The 20,598-nt window shown below is 58.6% G+C and carries 34 protein-coding genes; 15 read left to right on the forward strand and 19 right to left on the reverse strand.

What is annotated here, in order from left to right; genetic code table 11:
• Window positions 1–24: 24 nt before the first annotated feature.
• The 18 genes from ACLKMW_RS06100 to ACLKMW_RS06185 all read right to left on the reverse strand — a co-directional run bounded on the left by ACLKMW_RS06100 (window position 25) and on the right by ACLKMW_RS06185 (window position 10,299).
• Window positions 25–1,782 (reverse strand): DEAD/DEAH box helicase family protein, encoded by a 1,758-nt coding sequence (locus ACLKMW_RS06100; RefSeq protein WP_415723497.1) that lies wholly within the window; start codon window positions 1,780–1,782, stop codon window positions 25–27.
• 193 nt (window positions 1,783–1,975) lie between these two features.
• Complete coding sequence (locus ACLKMW_RS06105; protein ID WP_415723498.1) at window positions 1,976–2,923, reverse strand: oxidoreductase; 948 nt, start codon at window positions 2,921–2,923, stop codon at window positions 1,976–1,978.
• Complete coding sequence (locus ACLKMW_RS06110) at window positions 2,923–3,102, reverse strand: hypothetical protein (RefSeq protein ID WP_415723499.1); 180 nt, start codon at window positions 3,100–3,102, stop codon at window positions 2,923–2,925. Before ACLKMW_RS06110 ends, ACLKMW_RS06105 begins: the two co-directional genes overlap by 1 nt.
• Entirely contained in the window at window positions 3,099–3,290 is a 192-nt protein-coding gene (locus ACLKMW_RS06115) for a hypothetical protein (RefSeq protein WP_415723500.1), read from the reverse strand. The genes ACLKMW_RS06110 and ACLKMW_RS06115 overlap by 4 nt, the downstream gene beginning before the upstream one ends.
• Window positions 3,290–4,333 carry a DNA polymerase III subunit beta gene (gene dnaN, locus ACLKMW_RS06120; RefSeq protein WP_415723501.1) on the reverse strand — a complete coding sequence of 348 codons (1,044 nt, stop codon included), beginning with the start codon at window positions 4,331–4,333 and terminating at the stop codon, window positions 3,290–3,292. The genes ACLKMW_RS06115 and dnaN overlap by 1 nt, the downstream gene beginning before the upstream one ends.
• A gap of 85 nt (window positions 4,334–4,418) precedes the next feature.
• Complete coding sequence (locus ACLKMW_RS06125; RefSeq protein ID WP_415723502.1) at window positions 4,419–5,285, reverse strand: hypothetical protein; 867 nt, start codon at window positions 5,283–5,285, stop codon at window positions 4,419–4,421.
• 58 nt (window positions 5,286–5,343) lie between these two features.
• Entirely contained in the window at window positions 5,344–5,532 is a 189-nt protein-coding gene (locus tag ACLKMW_RS06130) for a hypothetical protein (protein ID WP_415723503.1), read from the reverse strand.
• A 5-nt stretch (window positions 5,533–5,537) separates the two neighbouring features.
• Window positions 5,538–6,119, reverse strand: coding sequence for a DUF669 domain-containing protein (locus ACLKMW_RS06135; RefSeq protein WP_415723504.1), 582 nt, complete (start codon window positions 6,117–6,119; stop codon window positions 5,538–5,540).
• Between the two features lie 36 nt (window positions 6,120–6,155).
• Window positions 6,156–6,335, reverse strand: a complete 180-nt coding sequence (locus tag ACLKMW_RS06140; RefSeq protein ID WP_415723505.1) for a hypothetical protein — start codon at window positions 6,333–6,335, stop codon at window positions 6,156–6,158.
• A complete protein-coding gene (locus ACLKMW_RS06145) occupies window positions 6,335–7,144 on the reverse strand; it encodes an ATP-binding protein (RefSeq protein WP_415723506.1) in 810 nt (269 codons plus the stop codon). The genes ACLKMW_RS06140 and ACLKMW_RS06145 overlap by 1 nt, the downstream gene beginning before the upstream one ends.
• A 113-nt stretch (window positions 7,145–7,257) precedes the next feature.
• Window positions 7,258–7,446 carry a hypothetical protein gene (locus ACLKMW_RS06150; protein ID WP_415723507.1) on the reverse strand — a complete coding sequence of 63 codons (189 nt, stop codon included), beginning with the start codon at window positions 7,444–7,446 and terminating at the stop codon, window positions 7,258–7,260.
• 8 nt (window positions 7,447–7,454) lie between these two features.
• Window positions 7,455–7,670 carry a hypothetical protein gene (locus ACLKMW_RS06155; RefSeq protein ID WP_415723509.1) on the reverse strand — a complete coding sequence of 72 codons (216 nt, stop codon included), beginning with the start codon at window positions 7,668–7,670 and terminating at the stop codon, window positions 7,455–7,457.
• On the reverse strand, window positions 7,667–7,918 hold the full coding sequence (locus tag ACLKMW_RS06160) for a hypothetical protein (RefSeq protein ID WP_415723510.1): 252 nt from the start codon (window positions 7,916–7,918) through the stop codon (window positions 7,667–7,669). Before ACLKMW_RS06160 ends, ACLKMW_RS06155 begins: the two co-directional genes overlap by 4 nt.
• A gap of 127 nt (window positions 7,919–8,045) precedes the next feature.
• Window positions 8,046–8,387 carry a hypothetical protein gene (locus ACLKMW_RS06165; protein WP_415723511.1) on the reverse strand — a complete coding sequence of 114 codons (342 nt, stop codon included), beginning with the start codon at window positions 8,385–8,387 and terminating at the stop codon, window positions 8,046–8,048.
• A gap of 85 nt (window positions 8,388–8,472) precedes the next feature.
• Entirely contained in the window at window positions 8,473–9,516 is a 1,044-nt protein-coding gene (locus tag ACLKMW_RS06170; protein WP_415723512.1) for a hypothetical protein, read from the reverse strand.
• Window positions 9,516–9,809 carry a hypothetical protein gene (locus ACLKMW_RS06175; RefSeq protein WP_415723513.1) on the reverse strand — a complete coding sequence of 98 codons (294 nt, stop codon included), beginning with the start codon at window positions 9,807–9,809 and terminating at the stop codon, window positions 9,516–9,518. The genes ACLKMW_RS06170 and ACLKMW_RS06175 overlap by 1 nt, the downstream gene beginning before the upstream one ends.
• Window positions 9,806–10,003 carry a hypothetical protein gene (locus ACLKMW_RS06180; protein ID WP_415723514.1) on the reverse strand — a complete coding sequence of 66 codons (198 nt, stop codon included), beginning with the start codon at window positions 10,001–10,003 and terminating at the stop codon, window positions 9,806–9,808. Before ACLKMW_RS06180 ends, ACLKMW_RS06175 begins: the two co-directional genes overlap by 4 nt.
• The gene (locus tag ACLKMW_RS06185; protein ID WP_415723516.1) at window positions 10,000–10,299 is read right to left on the reverse strand and encodes a helix-turn-helix domain-containing protein; all 300 of its coding nucleotides are present in this window, start codon (window positions 10,297–10,299) and stop codon (window positions 10,000–10,002) included. Before ACLKMW_RS06185 ends, ACLKMW_RS06180 begins: the two co-directional genes overlap by 4 nt.
• A 277-nt stretch (window positions 10,300–10,576) precedes the next feature.
• Between ACLKMW_RS06185 and ACLKMW_RS06190 the strand changes: the two genes are divergently transcribed.
• The 15 genes from ACLKMW_RS06190 (at window position 10,577) to ACLKMW_RS06260 (ending at window position 19,233) form a co-directional block, all read left to right on the forward strand.
• Window positions 10,577–11,164 carry a LexA family transcriptional regulator gene (locus ACLKMW_RS06190; RefSeq protein ID WP_415723618.1) on the forward strand — a complete coding sequence of 196 codons (588 nt, stop codon included), beginning with the start codon at window positions 10,577–10,579 and terminating at the stop codon, window positions 11,162–11,164.
• 139 nt (window positions 11,165–11,303) lie between these two features.
• Entirely contained in the window at window positions 11,304–11,507 is a 204-nt protein-coding gene (locus ACLKMW_RS06195; protein ID WP_415723517.1) for a hypothetical protein, read from the forward strand.
• Window positions 11,504–11,992: a hypothetical protein gene (locus ACLKMW_RS06200; protein WP_415723518.1), complete on the forward strand. Its 489-nt coding sequence runs from the start codon at window positions 11,504–11,506 to the stop codon at window positions 11,990–11,992. Before ACLKMW_RS06195 ends, ACLKMW_RS06200 begins: the two co-directional genes overlap by 4 nt.
• Window positions 11,989–12,234, forward strand: a complete 246-nt coding sequence (locus ACLKMW_RS06205; RefSeq protein WP_415723519.1) for a hypothetical protein — start codon at window positions 11,989–11,991, stop codon at window positions 12,232–12,234. Before ACLKMW_RS06200 ends, ACLKMW_RS06205 begins: the two co-directional genes overlap by 4 nt.
• Entirely contained in the window at window positions 12,231–12,533 is a 303-nt protein-coding gene (locus ACLKMW_RS06210; RefSeq protein ID WP_415723520.1) for a hypothetical protein, read from the forward strand. Before ACLKMW_RS06205 ends, ACLKMW_RS06210 begins: the two co-directional genes overlap by 4 nt.
• Window positions 12,533–13,465: a phosphatase domain-containing protein gene (locus ACLKMW_RS06215; RefSeq protein ID WP_415723521.1), complete on the forward strand. Its 933-nt coding sequence runs from the start codon at window positions 12,533–12,535 to the stop codon at window positions 13,463–13,465. Before ACLKMW_RS06210 ends, ACLKMW_RS06215 begins: the two co-directional genes overlap by 1 nt.
• Window positions 13,462–14,577 carry an RNA ligase gene (locus ACLKMW_RS06220; protein ID WP_415723522.1) on the forward strand — a complete coding sequence of 372 codons (1,116 nt, stop codon included), beginning with the start codon at window positions 13,462–13,464 and terminating at the stop codon, window positions 14,575–14,577. The genes ACLKMW_RS06215 and ACLKMW_RS06220 overlap by 4 nt, the downstream gene beginning before the upstream one ends.
• Window positions 14,578–14,604: 27 nt before the next feature.
• Window positions 14,605–14,853, forward strand: a complete 249-nt coding sequence (locus ACLKMW_RS06225) for a hypothetical protein (RefSeq protein WP_415723523.1) — start codon at window positions 14,605–14,607, stop codon at window positions 14,851–14,853.
• On the forward strand, window positions 14,853–15,275 hold the full coding sequence (locus ACLKMW_RS06230) for a beta-sandwich lipoprotein (protein WP_415723524.1): 423 nt from the start codon (window positions 14,853–14,855) through the stop codon (window positions 15,273–15,275). The genes ACLKMW_RS06225 and ACLKMW_RS06230 overlap by 1 nt, the downstream gene beginning before the upstream one ends.
• Window positions 15,262–15,903, forward strand: coding sequence for a hypothetical protein (locus ACLKMW_RS06235; RefSeq protein ID WP_415723525.1), 642 nt, complete (start codon window positions 15,262–15,264; stop codon window positions 15,901–15,903). Before ACLKMW_RS06230 ends, ACLKMW_RS06235 begins: the two co-directional genes overlap by 14 nt.
• Window positions 15,890–16,741 (forward strand): hypothetical protein, encoded by an 852-nt coding sequence (locus tag ACLKMW_RS06240; protein WP_415723526.1) that lies wholly within the window; start codon window positions 15,890–15,892, stop codon window positions 16,739–16,741. The genes ACLKMW_RS06235 and ACLKMW_RS06240 overlap by 14 nt, the downstream gene beginning before the upstream one ends.
• Window positions 16,734–17,309, forward strand: a complete 576-nt coding sequence (locus ACLKMW_RS06245; protein WP_415723527.1) for a hypothetical protein — start codon at window positions 16,734–16,736, stop codon at window positions 17,307–17,309. Before ACLKMW_RS06240 ends, ACLKMW_RS06245 begins: the two co-directional genes overlap by 8 nt.
• Window positions 17,310–17,729, forward strand: coding sequence for a hypothetical protein (locus ACLKMW_RS06250; RefSeq protein WP_415723528.1), 420 nt, complete (start codon window positions 17,310–17,312; stop codon window positions 17,727–17,729).
• Entirely contained in the window at window positions 17,719–17,964 is a 246-nt protein-coding gene (locus ACLKMW_RS06255) for a hypothetical protein (RefSeq protein WP_415723529.1), read from the forward strand. The genes ACLKMW_RS06250 and ACLKMW_RS06255 overlap by 11 nt, the downstream gene beginning before the upstream one ends.
• Window positions 17,965–18,183: 219 nt before the next feature.
• The gene (locus ACLKMW_RS06260) at window positions 18,184–19,233 is read left to right on the forward strand and encodes a tyrosine-type recombinase/integrase (protein ID WP_415723531.1); all 1,050 of its coding nucleotides are present in this window, start codon (window positions 18,184–18,186) and stop codon (window positions 19,231–19,233) included.
• Between the two features lie 134 nt (window positions 19,234–19,367).
• Here ACLKMW_RS06260 and ACLKMW_RS06265 read toward each other — a convergent pair whose 3' ends face one another.
• The gene (locus ACLKMW_RS06265; RefSeq protein ID WP_415723532.1) at window positions 19,368–20,591 is read right to left on the reverse strand and encodes a recombinase family protein; all 1,224 of its coding nucleotides are present in this window, start codon (window positions 20,589–20,591) and stop codon (window positions 19,368–19,370) included.
• Window positions 20,592–20,598 lie beyond the last annotated feature (7 nt).

The raw sequence follows: 20,598 nt of genomic DNA on the forward strand, positions 1-20,598 counted from the left end.
ACAACTAGGCACATGGTGGTGGTGCTAGAACGGCACTTCATCCGCTAACAACGCTTCCCAACTCTCTTTCGTGTGGCCGGTCGGCACTTCGTTATCGTTGTCCGCCTGTCGCGGGTTATCGTTAGCCGCTGCCGCCCTATAATTTTTTGCGTTCGGCCACTTGCCGTTGTATTCGATCTCGATTTCCGCGGTCGGCAGGAGTTCGTGCTGCCTCAAAAGCCAAGCTTCCACGCTATCAGGGAATGGCCGTAGCCCGCCATGGTCTCGCCAGTAGTGGTCCGCCTTAGTTTTCGCAAATCCTGTATGGCCGGGGCACAGCCATGAATTAACGTTCAAAAACCCACAGGTATACGCGCACTTCACGCTTGGCGGCTTGCCCTGCTTGCCGGGGTGCTCGAAAAAGCGGCGGCTGGTTACGGCGCGCCACATATCTTGCTCGGAAGACATGATGGGCGTCATCGCCGCGTGCTGCGTAATCTTTACGTCCTCCGAAGGCGGGAATTCATGACCGCAACATGGGCAGGTCATAATGGATATGTGCACCAACTCGCCGCAACCGCCTTCATCCTGCGGGCATTGCTTCACGGGCGGGGATCCGTCACCCTTCCCCGGTGTTTTCGGTTGCGCGCGGTCGACCGGCCCGTGATATGAAACGTTTTTTGCGTAATCCAGATAGAGGCAGTTAGGCTTCGGGCCATCGGCAATCGCGGCCCGTCTCTCCTCCGCGGTGGTGTTGTCGTTGTTGGCATCAAAGCCAGCGCGGTATATTGGACGAGTTCCCCGCCCCGCCTTTTGAACGTAACGACTTGTACTCTTTGTCGGCGCCAGGTCTGCGATGAGATCGATACCTGGTATATTGGTGCCAACGGTCAGCACCGCATCATTAGTCACGCCCCAGAGGCGACCAGCCTTGAAGTCGGCCAATATTCGCCGCCGCTCATCTTTTGCGGTATCGCCGCAAACCATTTCGCACGACTTGCCGTTCCTGCGCACTTCATCGCGGACATGCTCTGCGTGCTCAACGCCAGAGCAGAAGAACAGCGCGGTTCTACGGTTAACTCCGTAAGCAATGGCTTCCGCAACGGCTTGCCGTGTCACCTCCTCTTTGTCGACCGCTGTTTGGAGCGCGCCCTTCTTGTAGTCGCCGCCCAGCGTGCCGACGCCCGTCAGGTCGAAACCAGTGTCCATACCTTTACTTGACAGCGGCGCCAGGTATCCGTCTTCAACTCCCTGAGCAATGCCGTAGGTATATACCACCTTGTCAAACATGCGGTTCTCGCCTTCGTCAAGGCGACCGCTATCAAGCCGATATGGGGTGGCAGTGAAGCCAACTAGTTTCATATCCGGATTGATTTCCATAAGCGCAGCTATGAACTTGCCGTACATCGTCTCTGTGTTCGCAGGGACGAGGTGCACCTCATCAATCTCAAGTACGTCGACGTGGCCGATTTCCTTGGCCTTGTTGTAAACGGTCTGGATCTGGGCGAAGAGCACTTGAGCGTGGGCGTCCCGTCGCTTCAATGCTGCGGCGTAGATTCCGGTCGGGGCAAAGTTCCAGATGCCTATTAGTTCTTGGAAGTTACCGGCGACCAACTCCTCCCGGTGGGCAATGTTTACCACGCGCAGATCGGGCCAGCCCTCGACCAATTCCTTGGTCAGCGTGGCCATCGTAATCGACTTGCCCGTACCCGTGGCCATGTCCACAAGCGGGTGGCCTGCCTCTTCCTGCCAATAGGAAAAGATCGCGTCGATTGCTTCGCGCTGGTAATATCTGAGTGCCATTATGCTGCCTGCCTAACCTCTTCGACATCCTTAAAGTCGATACGATAGCCAAGGCACGGCTCGAATTTGCCGTACGGCTTTAGTGTGAAGACGCTCCCTGACTTGCCGCCATTTGGTTCTAGCCGCATTGAATAGCCGGCGACCGGATACCAAGCGCCGGCAACTAGTACTTCGTCCCCTCTAGAGATGTGTTTCACGCCGTTTTCTCCTTCTTCTCCGCCGCCCCATCCACCCACGTTTCGCCGTTGCGCAAGGTGTAGGTGATCGTTTCCGCCGCCTCGTCGACGTCTTCCAAAGATCCAGGTACGAGCGCCGGCTGGTATAGATGAGCGGGGCAAGCCGCCTTTTGTTCATCAACACTGAGTGGCTTCGAAAACCGCGCGCAGGACCAATGACAATCACCGCCTAGCTCTGCTGTTGAGTGAACGCACGAACGGCACGTGACACGAGCAAACGCACCTTCATGACAGACCGCCTTGTGCTTGCAAAATATGCAGCCAAAGAAGTCCGGCTTATCGCTAATACGGGATGGTGGCTCAGAGGCACACACGAGCCTCTGAGCGCGGGCTATCTGTCGGAGGCAATATTCCGCATCATACTCCAGCAGTTCCGCGTACAGCGTGTCTGTGTTCTTACAAGATGCAAGGTAGAGACAACGCGACAGACCGAAGGCGTGCATCCCGATCTGGCACTGCCCAAAATGCAGCGGCTTGACCTCGCGCACGCTCCGCTTCTTCTGAAGCTCGTTCATGCCCTTTTCGTTTGTGGATTTGAACTCTAGCAAGTGCTCTGTTTTTGGCGCCTCTGGAATACCCATGGCCTTGCCATCGCATTTGCCGCGCACAAAACCCGACACTAGGCGAATGCGGTCCTGCTGGCCGTAAACCTCAACGCCTATCCTTTCCAGGTCTTGAACAAGTCTCTCTTCCTCAATGTTGCCCGTCTGGAACAGCCGCAGTTTGCGACCGTCCAGAACTTCGGGCTGAGATACCCAATGCAGCGTGTACCAAAGCGCCCTATCACAAGCTTCGCCGATTTCCCCGACGCTTATTCCGAGGCTGTCGTAGTGCTCGTTAGCCGCTTCGTAAGCCGCGTAAATGGCGCGGACAGTCGATGGAGTGGGGCGGGGAAATAAGGGCATTAGGCTTGCTCTTTGTTGATCAGGTCTTCGGCTTTCGCATCGCGCCAGTGTGTCGTATGACCTTCGTCGTAATAGCCGCTGCCGTTTAAGTCGTGACAGTAGTATCGGCTGTACTCTACTTGCAGGATTAGCCTGCCGCGCCAGTCTGTCCGGTAGCGTGTTCGTCCGGTGAGTTTCATTTTCCCATCGCCTCCCTGTAAGCCGCCTCGCAATCCGACACGTCTTCCCACTGCGGCAGGAACTCGCGTTCCAGCGTGGTAATCGCGTCGGTGTAATCACCGCGTCGGATTTGGTTGATGGCTTCAATGGCTGCGGTCTTGCCGCGCAGTTCCTCATCAAAGCCGAATTCATCTTCGAAAAAGAACATCAGCTTACCCTCTGCGGCATGCAGACAACGCGCTGCTCGGGGGCCGCGTCGCTCGTAAACACCACAGGCCCCATACAATCGCCCACAGCCATGCGCACGTCGCCTGCAGGCAGCGCGCCCAACACTTCAGCGAGGTAACGCGCATTGAAGCCTACGGCCTGCGCAGGTCCGTCGTAGGCACACGACACAACATCGTCCGCCTCGCCGTTGCCTCTAGCGGTCAACGTGATTTCCTCACTAGTCAGGTCCAGCCGAACAGAGGGCGACTTATCCTGCGACACGATAGCCACGCGCTCGGCAGCGGCCTTCATGGTCGCATTGTCATACACGGCAACGTTCTCAAGGTTCTTGGGAATCACACGCTCGTAGTCTGGGTAAGTTCCGTCGATCAGCTTGCTGGTGATGGTGATGCCTTCCGCGACAAACTGGATCTTTCGCTCGGACACACGAACAGTTGCCTTGCCTTTTGGTGCAATGGCGACCGTAGCGGACGGAACGATGACGGGCGCAAATTCGATCAGCTCGTGCGCTACACTTGAAAGCTTATGACCGTTGGTGGCGGTAATAGCGGTCGGCTCCAGGTACGCGCCGCAGAGGTAATATCTAGTCTGCTCGTCCGACATGGCGAACGCTACCGGTGCAAACAGCGCAGCGGCGTCGACTTCGAACTCTGCGGCGAATTCTCCGGCCTCCATCGTCGGGAAATCATCAACTGGAAGCACGTCCAACTTAACCCGGCTGCGGCCTGCCTTGACGAGAATGTGGCCGCTGTCCGCCTCGATGGTGATCGTCTCGCCGGGAGCTTTGCCTGCCGCCGCAGAAAGCAACTTGGCGTCGACACAAGCTTCTAGCGGCTCGGGCGTGTCCGCCTCGATGCTGCCGGATATCTCAAGGTCCATGTTCGTGCCCGTGACGGTCAGCTTACCGTCGCGCGCGATAAGGCGAACGGTTCCCAGAACCGGGATCGTGTTCCGGCTCGGAACGGCCTTTGTTACATGCGATAGAAGGTGCGCCAGGTCGTGGCGCGGCAAAGAGATGCGCATTCGTGTCTCCTCGGTGGTGGTTCGCGGTGTGGTGGTGGGCCGTAGGCGCTGGTAACACTTACGGCCCGGCTGGCGCGGAAAGGAACTACGCGGCCAGCGGTTGTTCTGCGGCGTCAGCCTTTGGCCAGCCATCCTCGTCCAATTCGGGCGGCACGAACTCGACGCCGTTCAGGTCCGCCAGATGCCGAAGCAAAGCCTCCGCATTGCCCGGCATGTTGTCGTTCGCGGGCTGCGACCACAGCTCGCTTTCCGCGCCTTCAACCGTCAGCGCCTCGATTGCAGCCTCAAGCGAGAACGGCGTGTCTTCTTTCTCAAAGACAACCTTATCGCCGTATGCGCCGCCGATCTGGTCCTTTAGATCGTCCCACGATTCGATGCGAACGCCACGCACGGCGAGCGCGATTTTCATCATGTCGCCCTTGCCGATGGTATAGCCGCGCTGCTGGTATTTCAGGACGCGGGTGGCGCTAGCCAAGGGATAGCGAGTGCCGGGGTTGAACTTCAGGAAGCGCTGGCTGTTGTGCTTCATGAAATCGGGATGGAACACGAAGCCGGATTCGGGGTGCTCTTCTCCGGTCGTTACCAGCTTTATGCCCTCCCACTTGGACTTTGGCCCGGCGTCCAGGTCCAGCGCGCCCATGCAGATCGTGAAGTCGAACGCCTTGAAGATGCACTCGGCGGTCGGGAAGTAATCGAAGTGCATCAACTGCACCACGTCGCCATTTTGTGCGAACGTCACCGCGCGCTTGCTGGCCGCAACGCACCAGAGGCCATCTTCGTACGCCTGATAGACGCCAGTCTCGAACGCGCGCCGCGACTTGAAATACACATCAACGTCGTTGATGTCTGCGCCCGTAAAGACGCTCGTCACTGCGCCGCCTGCAACGAATGCGTTATCAAATCGCAACGGCGTGGCGCCCAGTATCTGTTTTCTTTCGGCTTCGTAAGCCATACCATTCTCCTCTATCTGGCGGCCAGTTGCGCCAGCAACCAGCCGCCGTTGTTTGTGGTTAGTCGAGACCAAGAAGATGACGCCAGCCTTCCGTGCCGAACACATCGTCTTCGTCTTGCTCGTCTAGGAAGTCCTCAAGGGCATCGATGTGGCCGAACACCTTCATGAGTTCGTCGGGCGTGGCGTGACCGGCGATTGCCTTGCCCCGGATGGTGTTCAGGAACTTGTCTGATTGTACCTCCATCATCAGGCCTACTTCTTCCAAGGCTTTGAGCCACCAGTAGCGGCTGGCGTTGCCGGCTTAGCCACGACCTTCGCGGCAGGACGATTATCATTAGCCGCGGCCGCTACGCCGATCGGCGGGGCGTCGTTAAGGTCGGGATACCAGTAGCGGCGAATGCCCATTTGCGCCGGATACTTGGGCGTACCATCAGGATTTTTCTTCTTGGAATCCTTGCCCATGCCGTAGGTGACTATCAGCGGAACAAGGCGCATCTCATCGATGACGTCCTGTTCCTCCATGTCAGCGTCAACGTCGCCGAAGCCAAGGGCGCGACGCAGACGGCTAAACTCTTCTTGTCCGATCCGCTGCGCCTCGGGGTTCGGATGGGTTAGATTGTAATAATTGAAGAATTTTCTGCCATGCAGTTCTTCTGGCTCGATCACGTCGAACGTGGCATTGAACCCGGCGGTTTCATCTTGCTCGCCTTCGTTCTTCCGTCGAACTTCGGCCGCGCTAATCTCGACCTTAAACACCCCAGACGGAAGGTCCGGGAATTCGCGCTGTTCCGTGCTCTCCTCGGTAACAGCTATACTCACGCCAAACTTGGCCATATGTAACTCCTTGTGGTGGTGGTGGTGGTGTGGTGGTTAGTTGAAAGGTGGCGGGTTGGGCTTGTCGCCAATGCGCACCACAAAGGTGCTATCGCCGCCACCCAGATACGAAACCGATTTTACATGGGCCGGTGGCTTGAACTCACGATCAAGCCATTCCTGCACAATCTTCTGCATAGTGGCTTCGTTAAGGCGTAGTTCGTTGTTGCCCTCCATCAAGCCGCCTCCTCTTGTGCTGCGTTGTCGTTGTCAGTCGGAAAGAACTTGGACAATGAGGCGTACCCCTGCCCCTTCTTATAAGGGATGCTGTCTGGCGCGCTCATGCGGTTCTTTGCGACGAAGCCAGCCTTTTCGGAAAGGTGGATGATGCGTTCGTTGCCGCCCTCCGCATGCGAAACCTTCTTGTTGAATCCTACATCCTTCTCCTTGAGTGAAATTCGGTAGTTCATGAACGCCACGATGTCGGCCTGCTCGCGAATAAGCGCGTTGGCCCGCTTGTGAAGCTTGATACCGTAGCGGCTGTACGGGTCTGTTGTCGGGGAGTCGAAACGCACGATCTCTGGATGCGCAAGCTGCACCACGCTAACGCCGGAGCGAGCAAGCGCACCGATTGCGCCGAGATAGTCCTTCCACTCAGTGTCGGCTTCGATATAGCCCTTGCCGTACCCAGCCTCTTCAATGCTGTTGATGCCAAGGCGCGCGCACGTCGCCTGCCACACAAGGCTCTCCAGGCCGTCCAGGCTGTCGATAATGACAGTTTTGAATGCGTGTTCTTCGGTAAGCAGTTCTCCGAAGATGGTAAGCAGTTCATCGAACGTCTCGATTGGCTTTGGGTTGCCGTTCTCATCGCTGGGCGTCGCCATCTCGATATCGGACGGCGGCGCTTCGCCCTCAGTCGCCAGGTACAATGGATCCGGCCATTCGGATGCAAGGCTGGTCTTGCCTACGCCGTCCACGCCGTAAATTACGACCTTGGGCGGGTAGACCTTCTTGCTGGATGTGAGGCTTGATAGTGAGATTGCCAAGTGTTGTTACCTCCTTCAGTTAACCGGCGTTGTCGCCAGCAGATGCAGCGCATAGGCTGCGGTCATTGCGGCCAGTGCCATCGCGGCTGGCCACCAAGGGTTGGGTGGGCAGGTCATGAGGGGTCCTTGAAGCGGGCGGCGAGCATGGCGTCGGCGTAAGCGTATTTTGCTTCTTCGCGATTTCGCTGTACCCACTGGTCGCCGATGAACCCCGTTAGGTACATGGAGATGTCCCCTTCTGTGGCCTGCCCTGCGAACCAGTCGCGGAGCGTCACTATCTCGTGACCATCAGCGTCAACCATGATCCTCTTCATAGCCACACCGCCGCCAGAACGCCCGCCGCAAACCACAAGCCGTAGCCGGCCCAGCAGATTGCGGCGACAATGGCGAACGTTATTGCTGCCGCAATAACTCCCCGCCACAGTGCGTGTGTCTCGATGTAAGGTTCGTCTCCTCGGTCATCCGGCGCATAGTCCAACGGGGCGCCTGCAAGCAGGTCGGTAAGGCCGTCAACAACGGCCTTCATACGCTGGCCTCCAATTCGTCGATGCGCTTCCGGGCTTCGTCGAACGACATGCGCCGCTTGCGGCTAGCGCGGCCCGCAATGGTGAAAAAGCCGATGATGGCGCCGATCCACTGCATTGCGGTGCTGTCGAGGTAGACGCCTATCCCGATAAGCGCGAGGAACAGTATGAATGTGCTGGTGTCGATAAGGTATGACTGCAGCACGGTTTCGTGCAGAATGATGATCTCGGTTTTGGGCTTGTCGCTCACGGCAGCACTCCCACGCTGTAGAGCAGCCCTACGGTCGGTAGGATGACGAGCCAGGCGGCAGTTGCAGCCAGCAGCGACAGGATAAAAGCCGCTGCGGCTAGGTTGTCCACGGTGCGCGCCCAGTTGCTCATGCTGCCACCTGCATCGGAAAGCCCGTCATCTGACGCGGCTGCTCACCGGCAAGCCTACGACGCGCCGCCGAATGCATGAACTTCGGCTCCCGCGTCTCACTAACCTTCTCCATCGTTGCAGCACGCAAGGCACGCTTACGCTCGCCACGAGTGCGGCCCTGCTTGTCCGTTTCAGGTTCTTTTGCGGGGACGGTAAAGCCATTGCCGCCCGTCATGCGGGACATCGTGTCAAGCCTCCTGCGGTGTGCAGAGCCACTCAACGGCATGCCGAGCTTTGTGTCGGTTTCGTGCTCGCGATCTACGACGCGCGTGAAGATATTGCGGATGCGTTCGAACATAGTTCCTCCATCCCCTACTGCTTGCGCAGTAGGCTGTTGTGGTGGTTGGTTGTTTGGTTTGGTTGTTTGCTGCCCGCAACAACAACTAGGCGGCGCGGTTGAGCCAGTCGCCCACGGCAAGTTGGGCCGCTTCTGAATCTAGCCCAGACAGTTGCCGCAGATTTGTTATGGCGCTAAAGAACTGGCCCTGCGCCGCCAGCCGCTGCCATTCATGCTCGTAAACCGCGTCTTCCTTGGCGCTGGACACGAACTCGTACACGCCGAACTCTTTGCCAGGGTACTTGTGCGACAGGCGGGCCGCCTCTTTCTCTGCCGCGGCACGGCTCCCGTGGACAAACGGCCTTACGGCTGGCTTAGGCTGGCCGTTGTCGAGGAGGCAGACGATGGCGGGGGTGTTGGATGTGATAAGCACAACGCCGTCTTCGTGAAGCCACGTAGTGTCGCCGTTTGTCATATCAATAAGATAAGGAAGCGAAGTGCGGTCAGTCTGCGTGATTACGCCTTCCACGACCGCACCTTTATAGCCGTGACTATACCCCGTGCCCCGTACCCGATCACCAACCTTGAACCTGGCGGGTTGCTGTTGCATGGCAACCGGCGGCTCGTTGTCGTTGCTGGCCGGGTCGTCTGCGGGCCATTCGGCGATGACCACAGTGCCATCATCATCGCCAAACCGGCGCTTACCGTCGCTGTTGTAATGGTGCCTCCCGCCGTTTGGCGTATAGTATCCACCACGATCTACCATCGGCCCCACCTTGAGCCCGTCGCGCGTCTTGTAGAACTTGCCGGCTTCGATGCGGAGGGTGGCGAAACCGGTATCAACATCAATGGCCTCGATTGTCGAGCCGTCGAACTCACCGCTCACGCGAGTCCAGTTTACGCGGTCGCCAACCTTGAATTTCGACTCAGTAACGAGTTCAAAGCAGTCCGGTTTTGCGCGCGTAAAGTTCGGCGTGCAGGCAAGTGTCTTGTAGTCTACAGGAGGGTCGATATCGAGCAGGTATTCCCCGTTATCGATGATTTTGCCAGACGACCACGCGCTAATGGTCGCCATCTTGCCAATTGCGCCGGTCGTCGAGCGGCCATCCTTTACTAGCCGCACCCTATCGCCTACCTTAAACTTGCCCATCACGCCGCTCCTCCTGTCTTGGTGTTCTTGTCCAGCTTCACGCGCTTGGTGAAGTCCACCTTGATCACGTTGCTGGGCTCCGCCTCTTTTGGCTCCGGCTCGTACTCGTCGTCTTCAACCATCCGAAGCTCGAATTCGTGGAACTTCGCCACGACCAGGCTCGGGCTAAGCCGCACATGCAGAAGCGAGCCCTCGAACCCGATAACCACACCGAACACGTCGGTGTTCATTCGGTGCTCAACGACGTCGCCGATCCCAATGAAGTCGTCGTCAGTGTTGCTATTGCCACTCATTCCACCACCTCCAGCTCGTCTTCCGGGATCCACTTGCGCAGCACACGGTTGCTGTCCGCGTCCGCCTTGCACTCGACAAGCACGGAAGGCGGGCGGTCCAATGAAACGGTGCGCGCGATAACCTTGCCCTCGAACGACGCGCGGACCTTTACGCCTAGCTCTATTTGCGGGCTCTGCAGGGTCTGCTGGGTCATGCCGCCGCCCCCTCTGCACGCGCTCCTGCCTGCGGGCCGTCGATAAAAGTGACGCGCGGCAATGAAACGGGTTGGTGGAAGCAGATCGTTGACGCACCGCCGTTAACTGGCATGTAGCGAACTGCGGTGTTTGGCTTCGCGACTGGCGCCGGCAAACGCGGTACGGCAGCCCTACGCCCTCGCAGCCAGTAGTGAACTGACGTTCTGGTGACGCCCAAACGTGATGCTATGGCGGCGAGCGAAAAGCCGCGCGCCCGCAGCAAGCGAGCTGCGGCCTTCTTCTCTTCTTTTCTCATAATGCTCCTCGGTATTGACAACCGGGAGGGTGCGCCGTAAGAGTGCGCAACCTTCCGTTCTGTGGTGGTTCGGTTGGTGGTTATCAAAGCGGTGCCTGTTGCAAGCGGGCGCCGCTTTTTTCGTTTCGGTTGCCGGGTAAGCCAAACGAATAGTAGAGAATCGTTAGGGTTAATCCGAATTAACGACGCACTTATGCGAATTTCACATGTTAAAGTCAACCCTGATTATGCGATATTCGCGCATGACTAGGGGGCAAAATTTATGCGAAAAAGAAATATGGATAGAAATCAAGTCGCTAGATGGTTGCAGACGCATATGGCGCGCAAGGAGGTCACACAGGCAGACCTTGGCGACGCAATTGGCCTTTCCCAGGATAAGATAAGCAAGATCATCCGCGGCAAACGTGACCTTTCGGCAGGCGAAGCGGCGGAGATTGCAAAATACCTTGGCGTTCCAATGCCGGGCGAGAACTTCACGCTGGACGTCATTGGCTATATTGGCGCCGGCGCGGAGGTTCGACCGATCAACGATGGCGAGCCCCTGCAGCAAATCGAGGTCGACTTCCCTGTTCCGCAAGGCTCGGTGGCCGCCATTGTCCGGGGCGACTCGATGTTCCCTATCTTCGAAGACGGCGACCTGGTCGCGTATGGAGGCGAGCCGCTGGCCCCCGAAAAGGCGATCGGCTCAACCTGCGTTGTGCAGCTTAGCGATGGACGCATGCTTATAAAGAGAGTCCGCCGCGGCACGCAGGAGGGCCTGTACACGCTCACCAGCTCGAACGCACCCGACATAGAAGACGTACCGCTCGATTGGGCGCGCGCGTTCATTCTTCGCCTTTCCAGAGACTACTGGCGGAAAGTTTAAATTCGCTCATTGATTTGGCCGGTAGCTAGATGCCGATCAAACGCGTTTATCGGCCTATATTTGATAATCGCATAATTCTGGTTGACATACATAGGTGAATATCGCATAACTCTCCTCACCACCACAGAGGAGAGTCGCCATGTCAACAATTGTAGCCGCACGCAGCACGCGCCACCGCAGCCAGCATTCCCGCGCCAACATCCGCTTTCTTGAACTGCGCCGCCGCGCTCTTGTGAAAGAGCTTGCTGCCGTAAATGCGGAATTGCGGCGCGCAAGGCCCGTTGTACGGGCGGAAGACGACGAGTGGGACTTTGATCCGCGCGTCGTGGAGTGCGGGCTGTGAGTGGGGCGGTGGATGCTGCTGCCGGCAGCAGTGCGCCTGCTTGCGCGGGGCGCAATGTGGCGCATACGCCGGGGCCTTGGGCATGGTTCGGCAACGCCAGCAGCAACCACGTTTATCTGGCCACCACTCACAGCGGCCGCCGCTATGTCATGGATTTTGTGCGGTGGGGCATGCACGGTGCGCAACCTCGCTTCCAGCCAAAACGTGGTGGCATGATCGATGCAAAAGACCTTCTTCAGTTCGAGGTAGGCGATCAGTCCATCGTGGGCATCGATGCGGCTCGGAAGGAAGGCAGCGTTTACAGATACGACGTGCGCGGCATCAACAGCGCGGACGCCCGCCTGATCGCCGCTGCACCTGATTTGTTGGCCGCGCTCAGGCCCTTCGCGGATATGCGGAATCTGTACGAGCAAAGAATGGGTGTTCCCGACCCGGAAACCCGCGCCGCCCGCGCAGCAATCGCCAAAGCGGAGGGCCGGTCATGAACGCGAAGTGGGAAAAGCAAACTGGCCAGTATCAGAATGGCGAGAACTATCGCGTAGGACGGGTGATCGTAGGGGCGGCCTTCTATTCCGGATTGGTGCCGCGCGGCGACCCTAAGAAGTACGGATGCACCTGCTTGTTGCCTGGCATCAAGCAGGCTCCCGAACACTACGAAACGATCGACGAAGCCAAGGCGCGACTAGAGCGCTTGGTATCGGCGTGGTTCGAATGGGTGCAGTCATGACCACCCTCCGCTTCTACACCGCCCTCGCCATTTACACCGGCTCGCTACTGCTTGGCGGCGCCATGTTGGCGCGGGCCGCTGACCTTGGCACGCTAGAACAAGCCGCGCACTACGCCGCGCAAGAATACGCCTGCGATTGGCCGGATTACGACCGCAGCGAGGCGTTGCTTGCCTTGGCCGTTAAGGAAGGCGTTCCGGAAGACATAGCCGTTGAGATTATTGCGGACTTGGCTTGGCAGATTGTCGAAACCAGCACGGCGGAATGGTTGTGTGGGTCTGTTGTGGCGGAGGTAAGGTGATGTTCGTTATCTTCGATCTGGACGGCACGATAGCTAACATCAATCACCGCACGCACTTCGTTCGTGGCGATTGGGACTCATTCTTTCGCGAGTGCGTCAACGACCTGCCTGTGCCGCATGTCATTGAGACGTTTCACGCGCATCTGTCGGCAGGGCATAAGGTTCGAGTCTGGTCGGCGCGAAGCGACGTTGTGCAAGCAGAGACGGAACAATGGCTTTCCGAAAACGGCATAGACCCTTGCTTCCTGCAGCACATGCGCGCCGAGGGTGACAACACGCCAGACGTGGAGCTTAAGCGCTATTGGCTCAATCAAGAGCAGGAGCGGCCCGATCTCGTCTATGACGACCGGCAGCGCGTCGTCGACATGTGGCGGTCGGAAGGCATACCGTGCTTTCAAGTTGTCGCGAATTGGGAAGATGCCGGGCGCGTCATCCCGCCAGTTGACCCTGGTGCTGCGCTTCTGACCCTTATGGTGGGGCCAAGCGGCGCCGGTAAGACCAACTACGCAAAAGGCTTACCGGGATACGTTTCCAGCGACGAATTACGTGCCGAATACACCGGCTCGCAGCAAGACCAGACGCGCAATGATGACGTGTTCACTGCGCTGCATCGCATAGCCAAGGCGCGCCTCGATAGCGGCCTGCCTGTTTGCATCGATGCAACCAATCTGCGCCGTCGAGACAGGCTAGCTTGCGTGGCTCTTGCTCCAGTCGGTGCGCGCACTTCCTACATCGTCATCGATAGACCTCTGTCCGAGAAGAAGGCAACGGCCGGTTGGCGGGCCGACGTCACCGTCAAAGGCAAGCCGCTCGTCGAGTTTCATCATGAACGCTTCCAGTCCGCACTGCGCGACATTCTGGCTGGCGATGGCCTGCCGAACGTCAATGTAGTGGACTTGCGCACCAACCAGGGCGCGAGGGTGGCAGCATGACCGGACACTTCCACATCTCCCATATCAACGACGTCCTCCCCTACGTTGAGGGGCGCAAGGACTTCGTGGTTGCGGATAAAGGCGACTACACCGTAATCGACTATGTGTTCGCAGGCGAAGACACATTCGACCATCCTGCGCGCGTCGAGTGCCGCGGAATTAAGTTTGCACCGGATGGTTCCGTTTTGGCACGACCGCTGCATAAGTTCATGAATATCGGGCAGGCGCCAGATACGCAGCCCGACAAGATCGACTTCGGCCAGCCGCACACCATCACCGAGAAACTGGACGGTTCTATGATCCATCCCGCCATTGTGAGCGGCGAAGTTGTCTTTATGACACGGATGGGCAGGACCGATGTTGCCAAGAAGGCGGAGCGGCACTTGACTGAACACGTCGAGATGGCGTGTCGCGCTATGCTCGACAACCACATTACGCCGATATTTGAGTGGACCGCGCCAGAGAATCGAATCGTGGTTCGATATGACGACAGCAACCTTACGCTTTTAGCGGTCCGCCATAACTACAGCGGTGCGTATCAGGACAGGAAGTCTGCCGCCATGTGGGCGCGCGACATGGGCATTCCGCTCGTCTCTCACCGCAGCCCCAGCCACACCAATGCAGCCGACTTCCTCGCCTACGCACGCGCAATTCAAGGCGCAGAGGGGTTCGTCGTGCGTTTCGACAACGGCCTATGGGTTAAGGCCAAGGGCGACGATTACGTTCTCAAGCACCGCGCCAAGGACAGCATCTTGCAGGAGAAGAACATCCTGGCACTGGTCTTAAATGGCGGCCTTGACGACGTGCTGCCGCTACTCGATGAGCCTGACGCGCGAGCCGCGAGGGAATACGCGGCGGCGGTTGAGGCGGGTCTGGCGGAGACGGCTGAGGAGTTAGAGCGGCGAGTTGCTGCCAACAGCAACCTGCCGCAGAAAGAGTTTGCGCTTGAGTTTGCAAGTGAACTGCCCGCGTTGCTGCAAGCGCCGGCGTATCAAGTCCGGCGCGGCGCTAATGCCCACGATGTCATTCGCGCCCGCATAGCCGCCAATACCAACAGCCAGTCGCATGTTGACGCCAACCGCGCTCTGCACGGTGCGCGCTGGTCTATCTAACATCACCACACCACAAGGAACCACCACATGAATATCCTTACCGCTCGCGAATTTATCGCACAAGGCACGTCCGCAGCAGCCATAATGTCAATTGCGCGCAGCCTTGAGTCCGGCAACTACCAGCATAGGCCGCAGAAGGAACTGGCGGCGGCAGTCCGCTCGGTTGCTAACGAGGTTGCAGATATTATGGGCGTCGACCTGTACGGCAAGCGGCGTCGCTTCGCTAATGATAACCGGCAGGTGCGTAGCGCGGCTCGTAATAAGAGGGCTGCGTGATGGGCGGCCTGTTGAAGGCCGCACTGGCCGCGCTATTGATTGGAGCCGCGATCACGGGCTGCTCCAGCGATGCAACCGTCGCCACAGAGAACATCAAGCGGGCGGCCGATAATTTCGAAATCACGCGTCGTGTTGTTTTTTACAACGGCATCACCGATAGCTATATGCTGTCGGTGGAGGGCCGCTGCTCGATGGATTTGAACTCGGCAGGTACGGCGTTCAACGTTATCTGCAAGACCGGCCCCAGTGAATACAAGCGCCATACGCTGGTGCTGTCTGACAACACTAGCGCGTTCGTCGAGCAGTTGGAGAGTGCTAACGTCAGCGCCTACCACTACCGCGTTGTGTTTAAGCCGCAATCGATCGTTCCCGACGTGGATTTCCGCGGCGACATGGGAGAGCTTACCAATGACCGGCATTAGCAGCCACCAGGAAGCGCTGGAGGCGGCGACAGACCTTTGGGATGCCGCAACGAATGCTGTCTGCCAGACAATGCAGGATCGCAACATGTGCAACTGCCCAGACGGCGACTGCCTCGCGGCCAAGGTCAACCCTGCGCCGCAAGACTTTGCATGGTTTTCGCAGCAGCTCACCGTCCTCGCCCCAGCCGACAATGGGCTGTTGGAGCGGTTGCGGGAGCACGAAGCGGAGTGGCCGAACCATGCCGCGTATTACGCCGCCCGTAGTGTTGATCTGATCTCGGAAGCCGCCGACACCATCACAGCGCAAGCAGCCGAGATCGAACGGCTCAGGGCGGAACGGGACGATCTTGCCGTTCGCGCTGCTGTGATTGACGAAGCGCTGACAAACGCACTGCAGCTCAAGGGAGCCGCCGAAGCCCGCCTCTCCGCACTAGAGCCGCTGTTGGATAAGGCAGTGGAGGCGCTGGAGCCGTTTGCCAGTCTGGCGGACGGATGGGTTGATGATGAGGGCTGGACCGATTTGGCCTGCAAGAATGACAGGCTATGCGATTGGTTCGGACCATCTGATTTTCGTTCCGCCCGCTCCGCCCTCACCGCAATCCAAGGAGGCTGCCATGCAGGTGAATGACAAGATGGTCGAGGCGGCTTGCGACGCAGCGTACAAGGCCATCAACAAGCGAGATGGCATCATCTTTTCGGGCATCGAGAAACGACCTGTCCCGCCAGAGATACAGGAATGGATGCGCACCGCCCTCACCGCCGCCCTCGCCACAGTCAACGCAGAGCCGGTGGCTTGGCTTTGCACCAGTAAAAACACAGGCGGGCGTGACCTCCGGTTTAAGCCGATAGACGATCTTCCGTTCAACCGTGAACGCTGGACGTGGGAACCCCTCTACGCCGCCCCACAAGCATCATCGCCGGTGGCTTGGGAGCAGCTGGCCGAAGTCATCAATGCTGGTTATAGGGCGGCGCTCCGCACCGGAAAAGATTACCGCATAGATGCCAACAAGCTGCGTGAGTTCGCCCGCTCGGCACTGGTAGAGGGCGGAGAGGTGACAGGGCGTTTCAAGGTCCCGGAAGGACAGACGCCACTGAACGACAAGCTCGATCACCCGTTGCTTGATGCAGTGCGCGCTGGCGAGAAGGCGCGTGATGAGGGCACCTCTAGCCCTTACCACGGCCATTCTTTGGAGCACTGTCTACACGCCATCGGGTGGGTGTCTCGGGATTTGCGTCTGGTGCTGGATAAAGCGAAAGCCGCCACCCCTGCGCCAGCCGAGGAGCGGGTGGTGGAGGCGGCTGACGAAACCACGGTTCGTCTATTTGATTTCGCGAATGGCGACTATTCCTATCCCGCCTATCGAGGCAGGCCGCCGGAAGGAACGCCGACACTGAAAGGCGACATCAGGGACACGCTCGACAGGCTCGCCGCCCTCAAGGCACAGGAGGGTGGCCGTCATGGGTGAGGAACCGGAGAAGATTTGGGCGGCTAATGTTGCTCGTGTGAAGACATGGCATCCCTCTAAGATCGGCGGAACAGCCGTTGATTATGAAACCGAATACATACGCGCCGATCTGCACGAAGCCCTTGAGCGCGAGTACGCCCACCTTGAGGCGGCGCTTACCGACGCAAAGGCCGAACTGGCGCGGATACGTTCACTTGTGAAACAGGCGCAGCACGATGTTCCGCAGGTCTATGTGAACTGGCACAGTGCCGCCCGCGCCACCCTGGCAGGCTCCGGTTCTGGTGGGTGGCGGGTGCCGGAAGGCATGGTGAATGGACCTGTACCGGCGCATGAATGCGAGTTTCGCATCGGACAGGCCGTACATCTGGCCAACCCATACGCCGAAGAAGACCCGAGCGCGATCTACTATGTGGCAGGCATTACATGGGATCACCGGGCGGTCCCGTCGCGCGGCTGGAACATCAGCATCGCAGCAGCAGAAGACATCACCAGAGGCTACGGCCAAACGGACGGCTTTGTGCCGTCTGATCTCCGTCCCGCCCTCCCCGCCGCGCAGGAGGGCAGATAGATGGCTGACACCGCCAGAGACGTGATAGGGCGTGACCTTATCGCCAAGCTCGAAAAGCTCGACGGGCCGAGCGAAATCTTGGATGAGGCAATTTGGGAAGCCGTAGGCGGCTGGCCGGAACGTGAGTGGCGGTCAGTGAACTACATGCGCCTGTACGGAACACCGGTCACCGCCTCGCTAGACGCCGCCATTGCGCTGGTAGAGCGGGTGCTGCCGGGGTGGGCTTGGACCATTATGGCCGCGAAACCCTTAACGTCCACGCGCGCGGGGGAGACAGTTGCCAAGGGGCCTTTCACAGCTTTCGTGAACAATTCACCAAGGCGACCATCTGAACCTGACGCGGAATATGAAGGGGTCGGAGCAACGCCCGCCATCGCCCTGCTCATCGCATTGCTCAAGGAGGCGCAGGATGGCCGATAAGCTGACGGAAGCGAAATGCGCCGCTTACAGGGTGTCAGGCAAAGCAGTTATGCTCTTGGCGGTGCCATTTTACGTTATCGATATGACGTTCGACTACCTCGCGAAAGTCGTGTCAGTCCTGTGTGCAGTCGTAGTGTGGCCCATGGTCGCCTTCTACGACTGGTGCGTCAAACGGCATAACGTCATTCGCCGTTCCGCTCTCACAGAGGGCCGCAAAGAGGGAGGCGGGGTGTGAAGGCGGATAATGATAACTACCCCCCGATCCTAACGCGCCCACAAGCGGCTGCTATGTGCGCCTTGACGCCTGCTGGCTTTGACGTTTGGGTGCGAAAGGGCATCGTGCCCCCCGCCATTACAGGCACGCGTCGGTGGAGCCGGGATGCTATCTTGCGTGTTCTGAATGGCGACGTGGCGCGCGCGAATCTGGATCCATACGAACAATGGAAGCTCGATAATGAAAGTGCGGCTTAAAGGCATCAACACCGTCAAGGCGAAATTGGCGGACGGCAAAACGTCGACCTACTATTACCACAGAGCCAGCGGCAAGCGCTTGGCTGGTAAACCGGGAACAGCGACGTTCATTGCATCCATCGCCGAGGCTGAGCAATCCATGGCGAAGCGCGGGACGGGGACGCTCGCGGGCATTATTCGCGACTTCCAGCAGACGGCCAAATGGCGGAAGCTGGCGCCAAGCACGCAGAAAGAGTACGCGCGAGTCTTCACGTTCTGGGAGGATAAATTCGGCACGCTTCCAAAGCGCGGCTTGTCACAGAAGACTTTCCGTCGCGATGTCATCTCTTGGCACGACGAGTTTTCTGCCGACAAGCCTCGGGAGGCTGACAACCGCGTAACTGTGCTTGCCCGTGTGTTGTCGTGGGCGGCTAAGGACAGCGACTTAGAAAAGAACGTCCTCGACGGATTCGAGCGCGCCTACACCAGTGATCGATCCGACAAGATATGGTTGCCGGAGCACGTCGATGCCTTCATGGCTGTTGCCGACTCGGAGATGCAACTTGCCATGGTGCTGGCGCTCCACACCGGCCAGCGGCAAGCTGACATTCGAAAGCTGGCGTGGTCGCAGTACGACGGCCAGACGATAACCCTGCGGCAAGGCAAGACTGGCGCGCATGTGCGCGTTCCATGCACCCAGGCGCTCAAGGCCACTCTGGATGCCATACCCCGTCGAGGGGCGCTTATCTTGCTGACAAAAACCGACAAGGCGTTCCAGAAGCGATATTTCGCGGAGTGCTGGGACAAGGCGGCGAAGCTGGCAGCCGAGAAGCGACCGGACATTGCCGATCTACACTTTCACGACATACGAGGCACGACTGTCACCATGCTCTTTGAGGCAGGGTGCACCGTGGCTGAAGTCGCATCTATCACGGGCCACACGCTTCGCCGCGCGCAGGAGATTCTTGACCGCTACTTGTCCAGGACTAGCACGATGGCGACGAATGCAATCGCGAAATTCGAGAGCACGCTTGCGGCGCAGAAGCAGTCTTGATACAGACTCTCAAAGTGCGGTTTTCGTTTTGCAGATGTAGTAAAAACTGTTGCATAAACAACATTACTATTTTTATTCTTTTGCTGGAAAACCAAACAAATTCAACAACTGACACCAGACTACGAATCTGGGGGTCAGAGGTTCGAATCCTTTCGGGCGCGCCATTTCAGAACAGAACTATGAACGCCGAACGCCGCCGTTTCTACGCTAGAAGCGGCGACCAGCGTTCGCAGCAGTTCCGATTTCGATCCCATGATGCGAACCTCATCGTCGGTGACCTCGACACGCTGTGCTAGGGCGCGCAGGTGGTCGCGGCGATAACCGCCATCATCGAGCCGTATCCGTTCACGAGCCTTGCAGGCGAATGCCTTGAGCATGTCGGGGGTGACACCCTGATTGACTGAACTGTTTAGCGCGAGCTGCGTGCGCTCGGCATCGGCTGCGGCTTGATCCCGGATCGCCTTAAGACTCGCCATGCGCTCTTTCGCCATAGCGTCATCCTTGTCGATCATTCCACCTTCGATGGCGTCAAACAGGCGGCCGAGCCGCTGGTCAGTTTCCGCGATTCGCCTGTTAAGATCGGCCAGATGTGCTCGGCGGCGCTCGACGCGCTCCTGCCGCCTGTCGATGACGCTGGCAAGGATTGTTTCCAGCCGCTTGGGCTGGAGCAGGCGATCTCCAATATGATCGGCGACGAGATGATCGAGCTTACCCATCGGAATCGCTCGCCCCTTGCAACCAGTATTCCCCTGTCGTGCCTTGGTCGAGCAGGTGTAGTAGCGATATGTCTGTCCTGCGCTTCCCTTACCCGTGCGAAGCGTCATGGCACCTCCGCACTTGGCGCAGAAGCAAATACCGGTCAGCAGTGTGGGGCCGCTGGAAACACGTGCGGGCGTCACCAAAGGATCGCGTGACTTCAAACGCGCTTGTACGGCATCGAATATCTCGCGCTCGATCAGGGGCGGCACCGCCATGATGGCGACCTCGCTCTCCGGCTTCTTTTCTCGGTCTTTGTGCGAGCGGGTATTGAACCTGTGCTCGCCGATATAGGTGGTGCGGATCAGGATAGCGTGGATTTGCGCCAGTCCCCAACGCCCGCCGTCACGGGTGAAGAAACGGCGCTCATTGAGATAGGTGGCGATGGCCTTGACGCCCATCGCGCCGCATGTGCCGTCATCTTCGAGATATAGCCGATAGATCAGCCGCACGGTGTCGGCGTGTAATGGGTCGATCTCCAGCTTCTTCTTGATTTTCGACCCCCGTTGCTCCGCCGCGACGATGCGGTAGCCGATGGGCGGCCGTGCGCCGTTCCAAAACCCTTGGCGGGCGTTCTCGTTCCAACAGGGCGTGAGGGCCATGCTGGCG

The organism is Borborobacter xinjiangensis, assembly GCF_047739745.1.
Taxonomy (GTDB): domain Bacteria; phylum Pseudomonadota; class Alphaproteobacteria; order Rhizobiales; family Rhizobiaceae; genus Pseudaminobacter.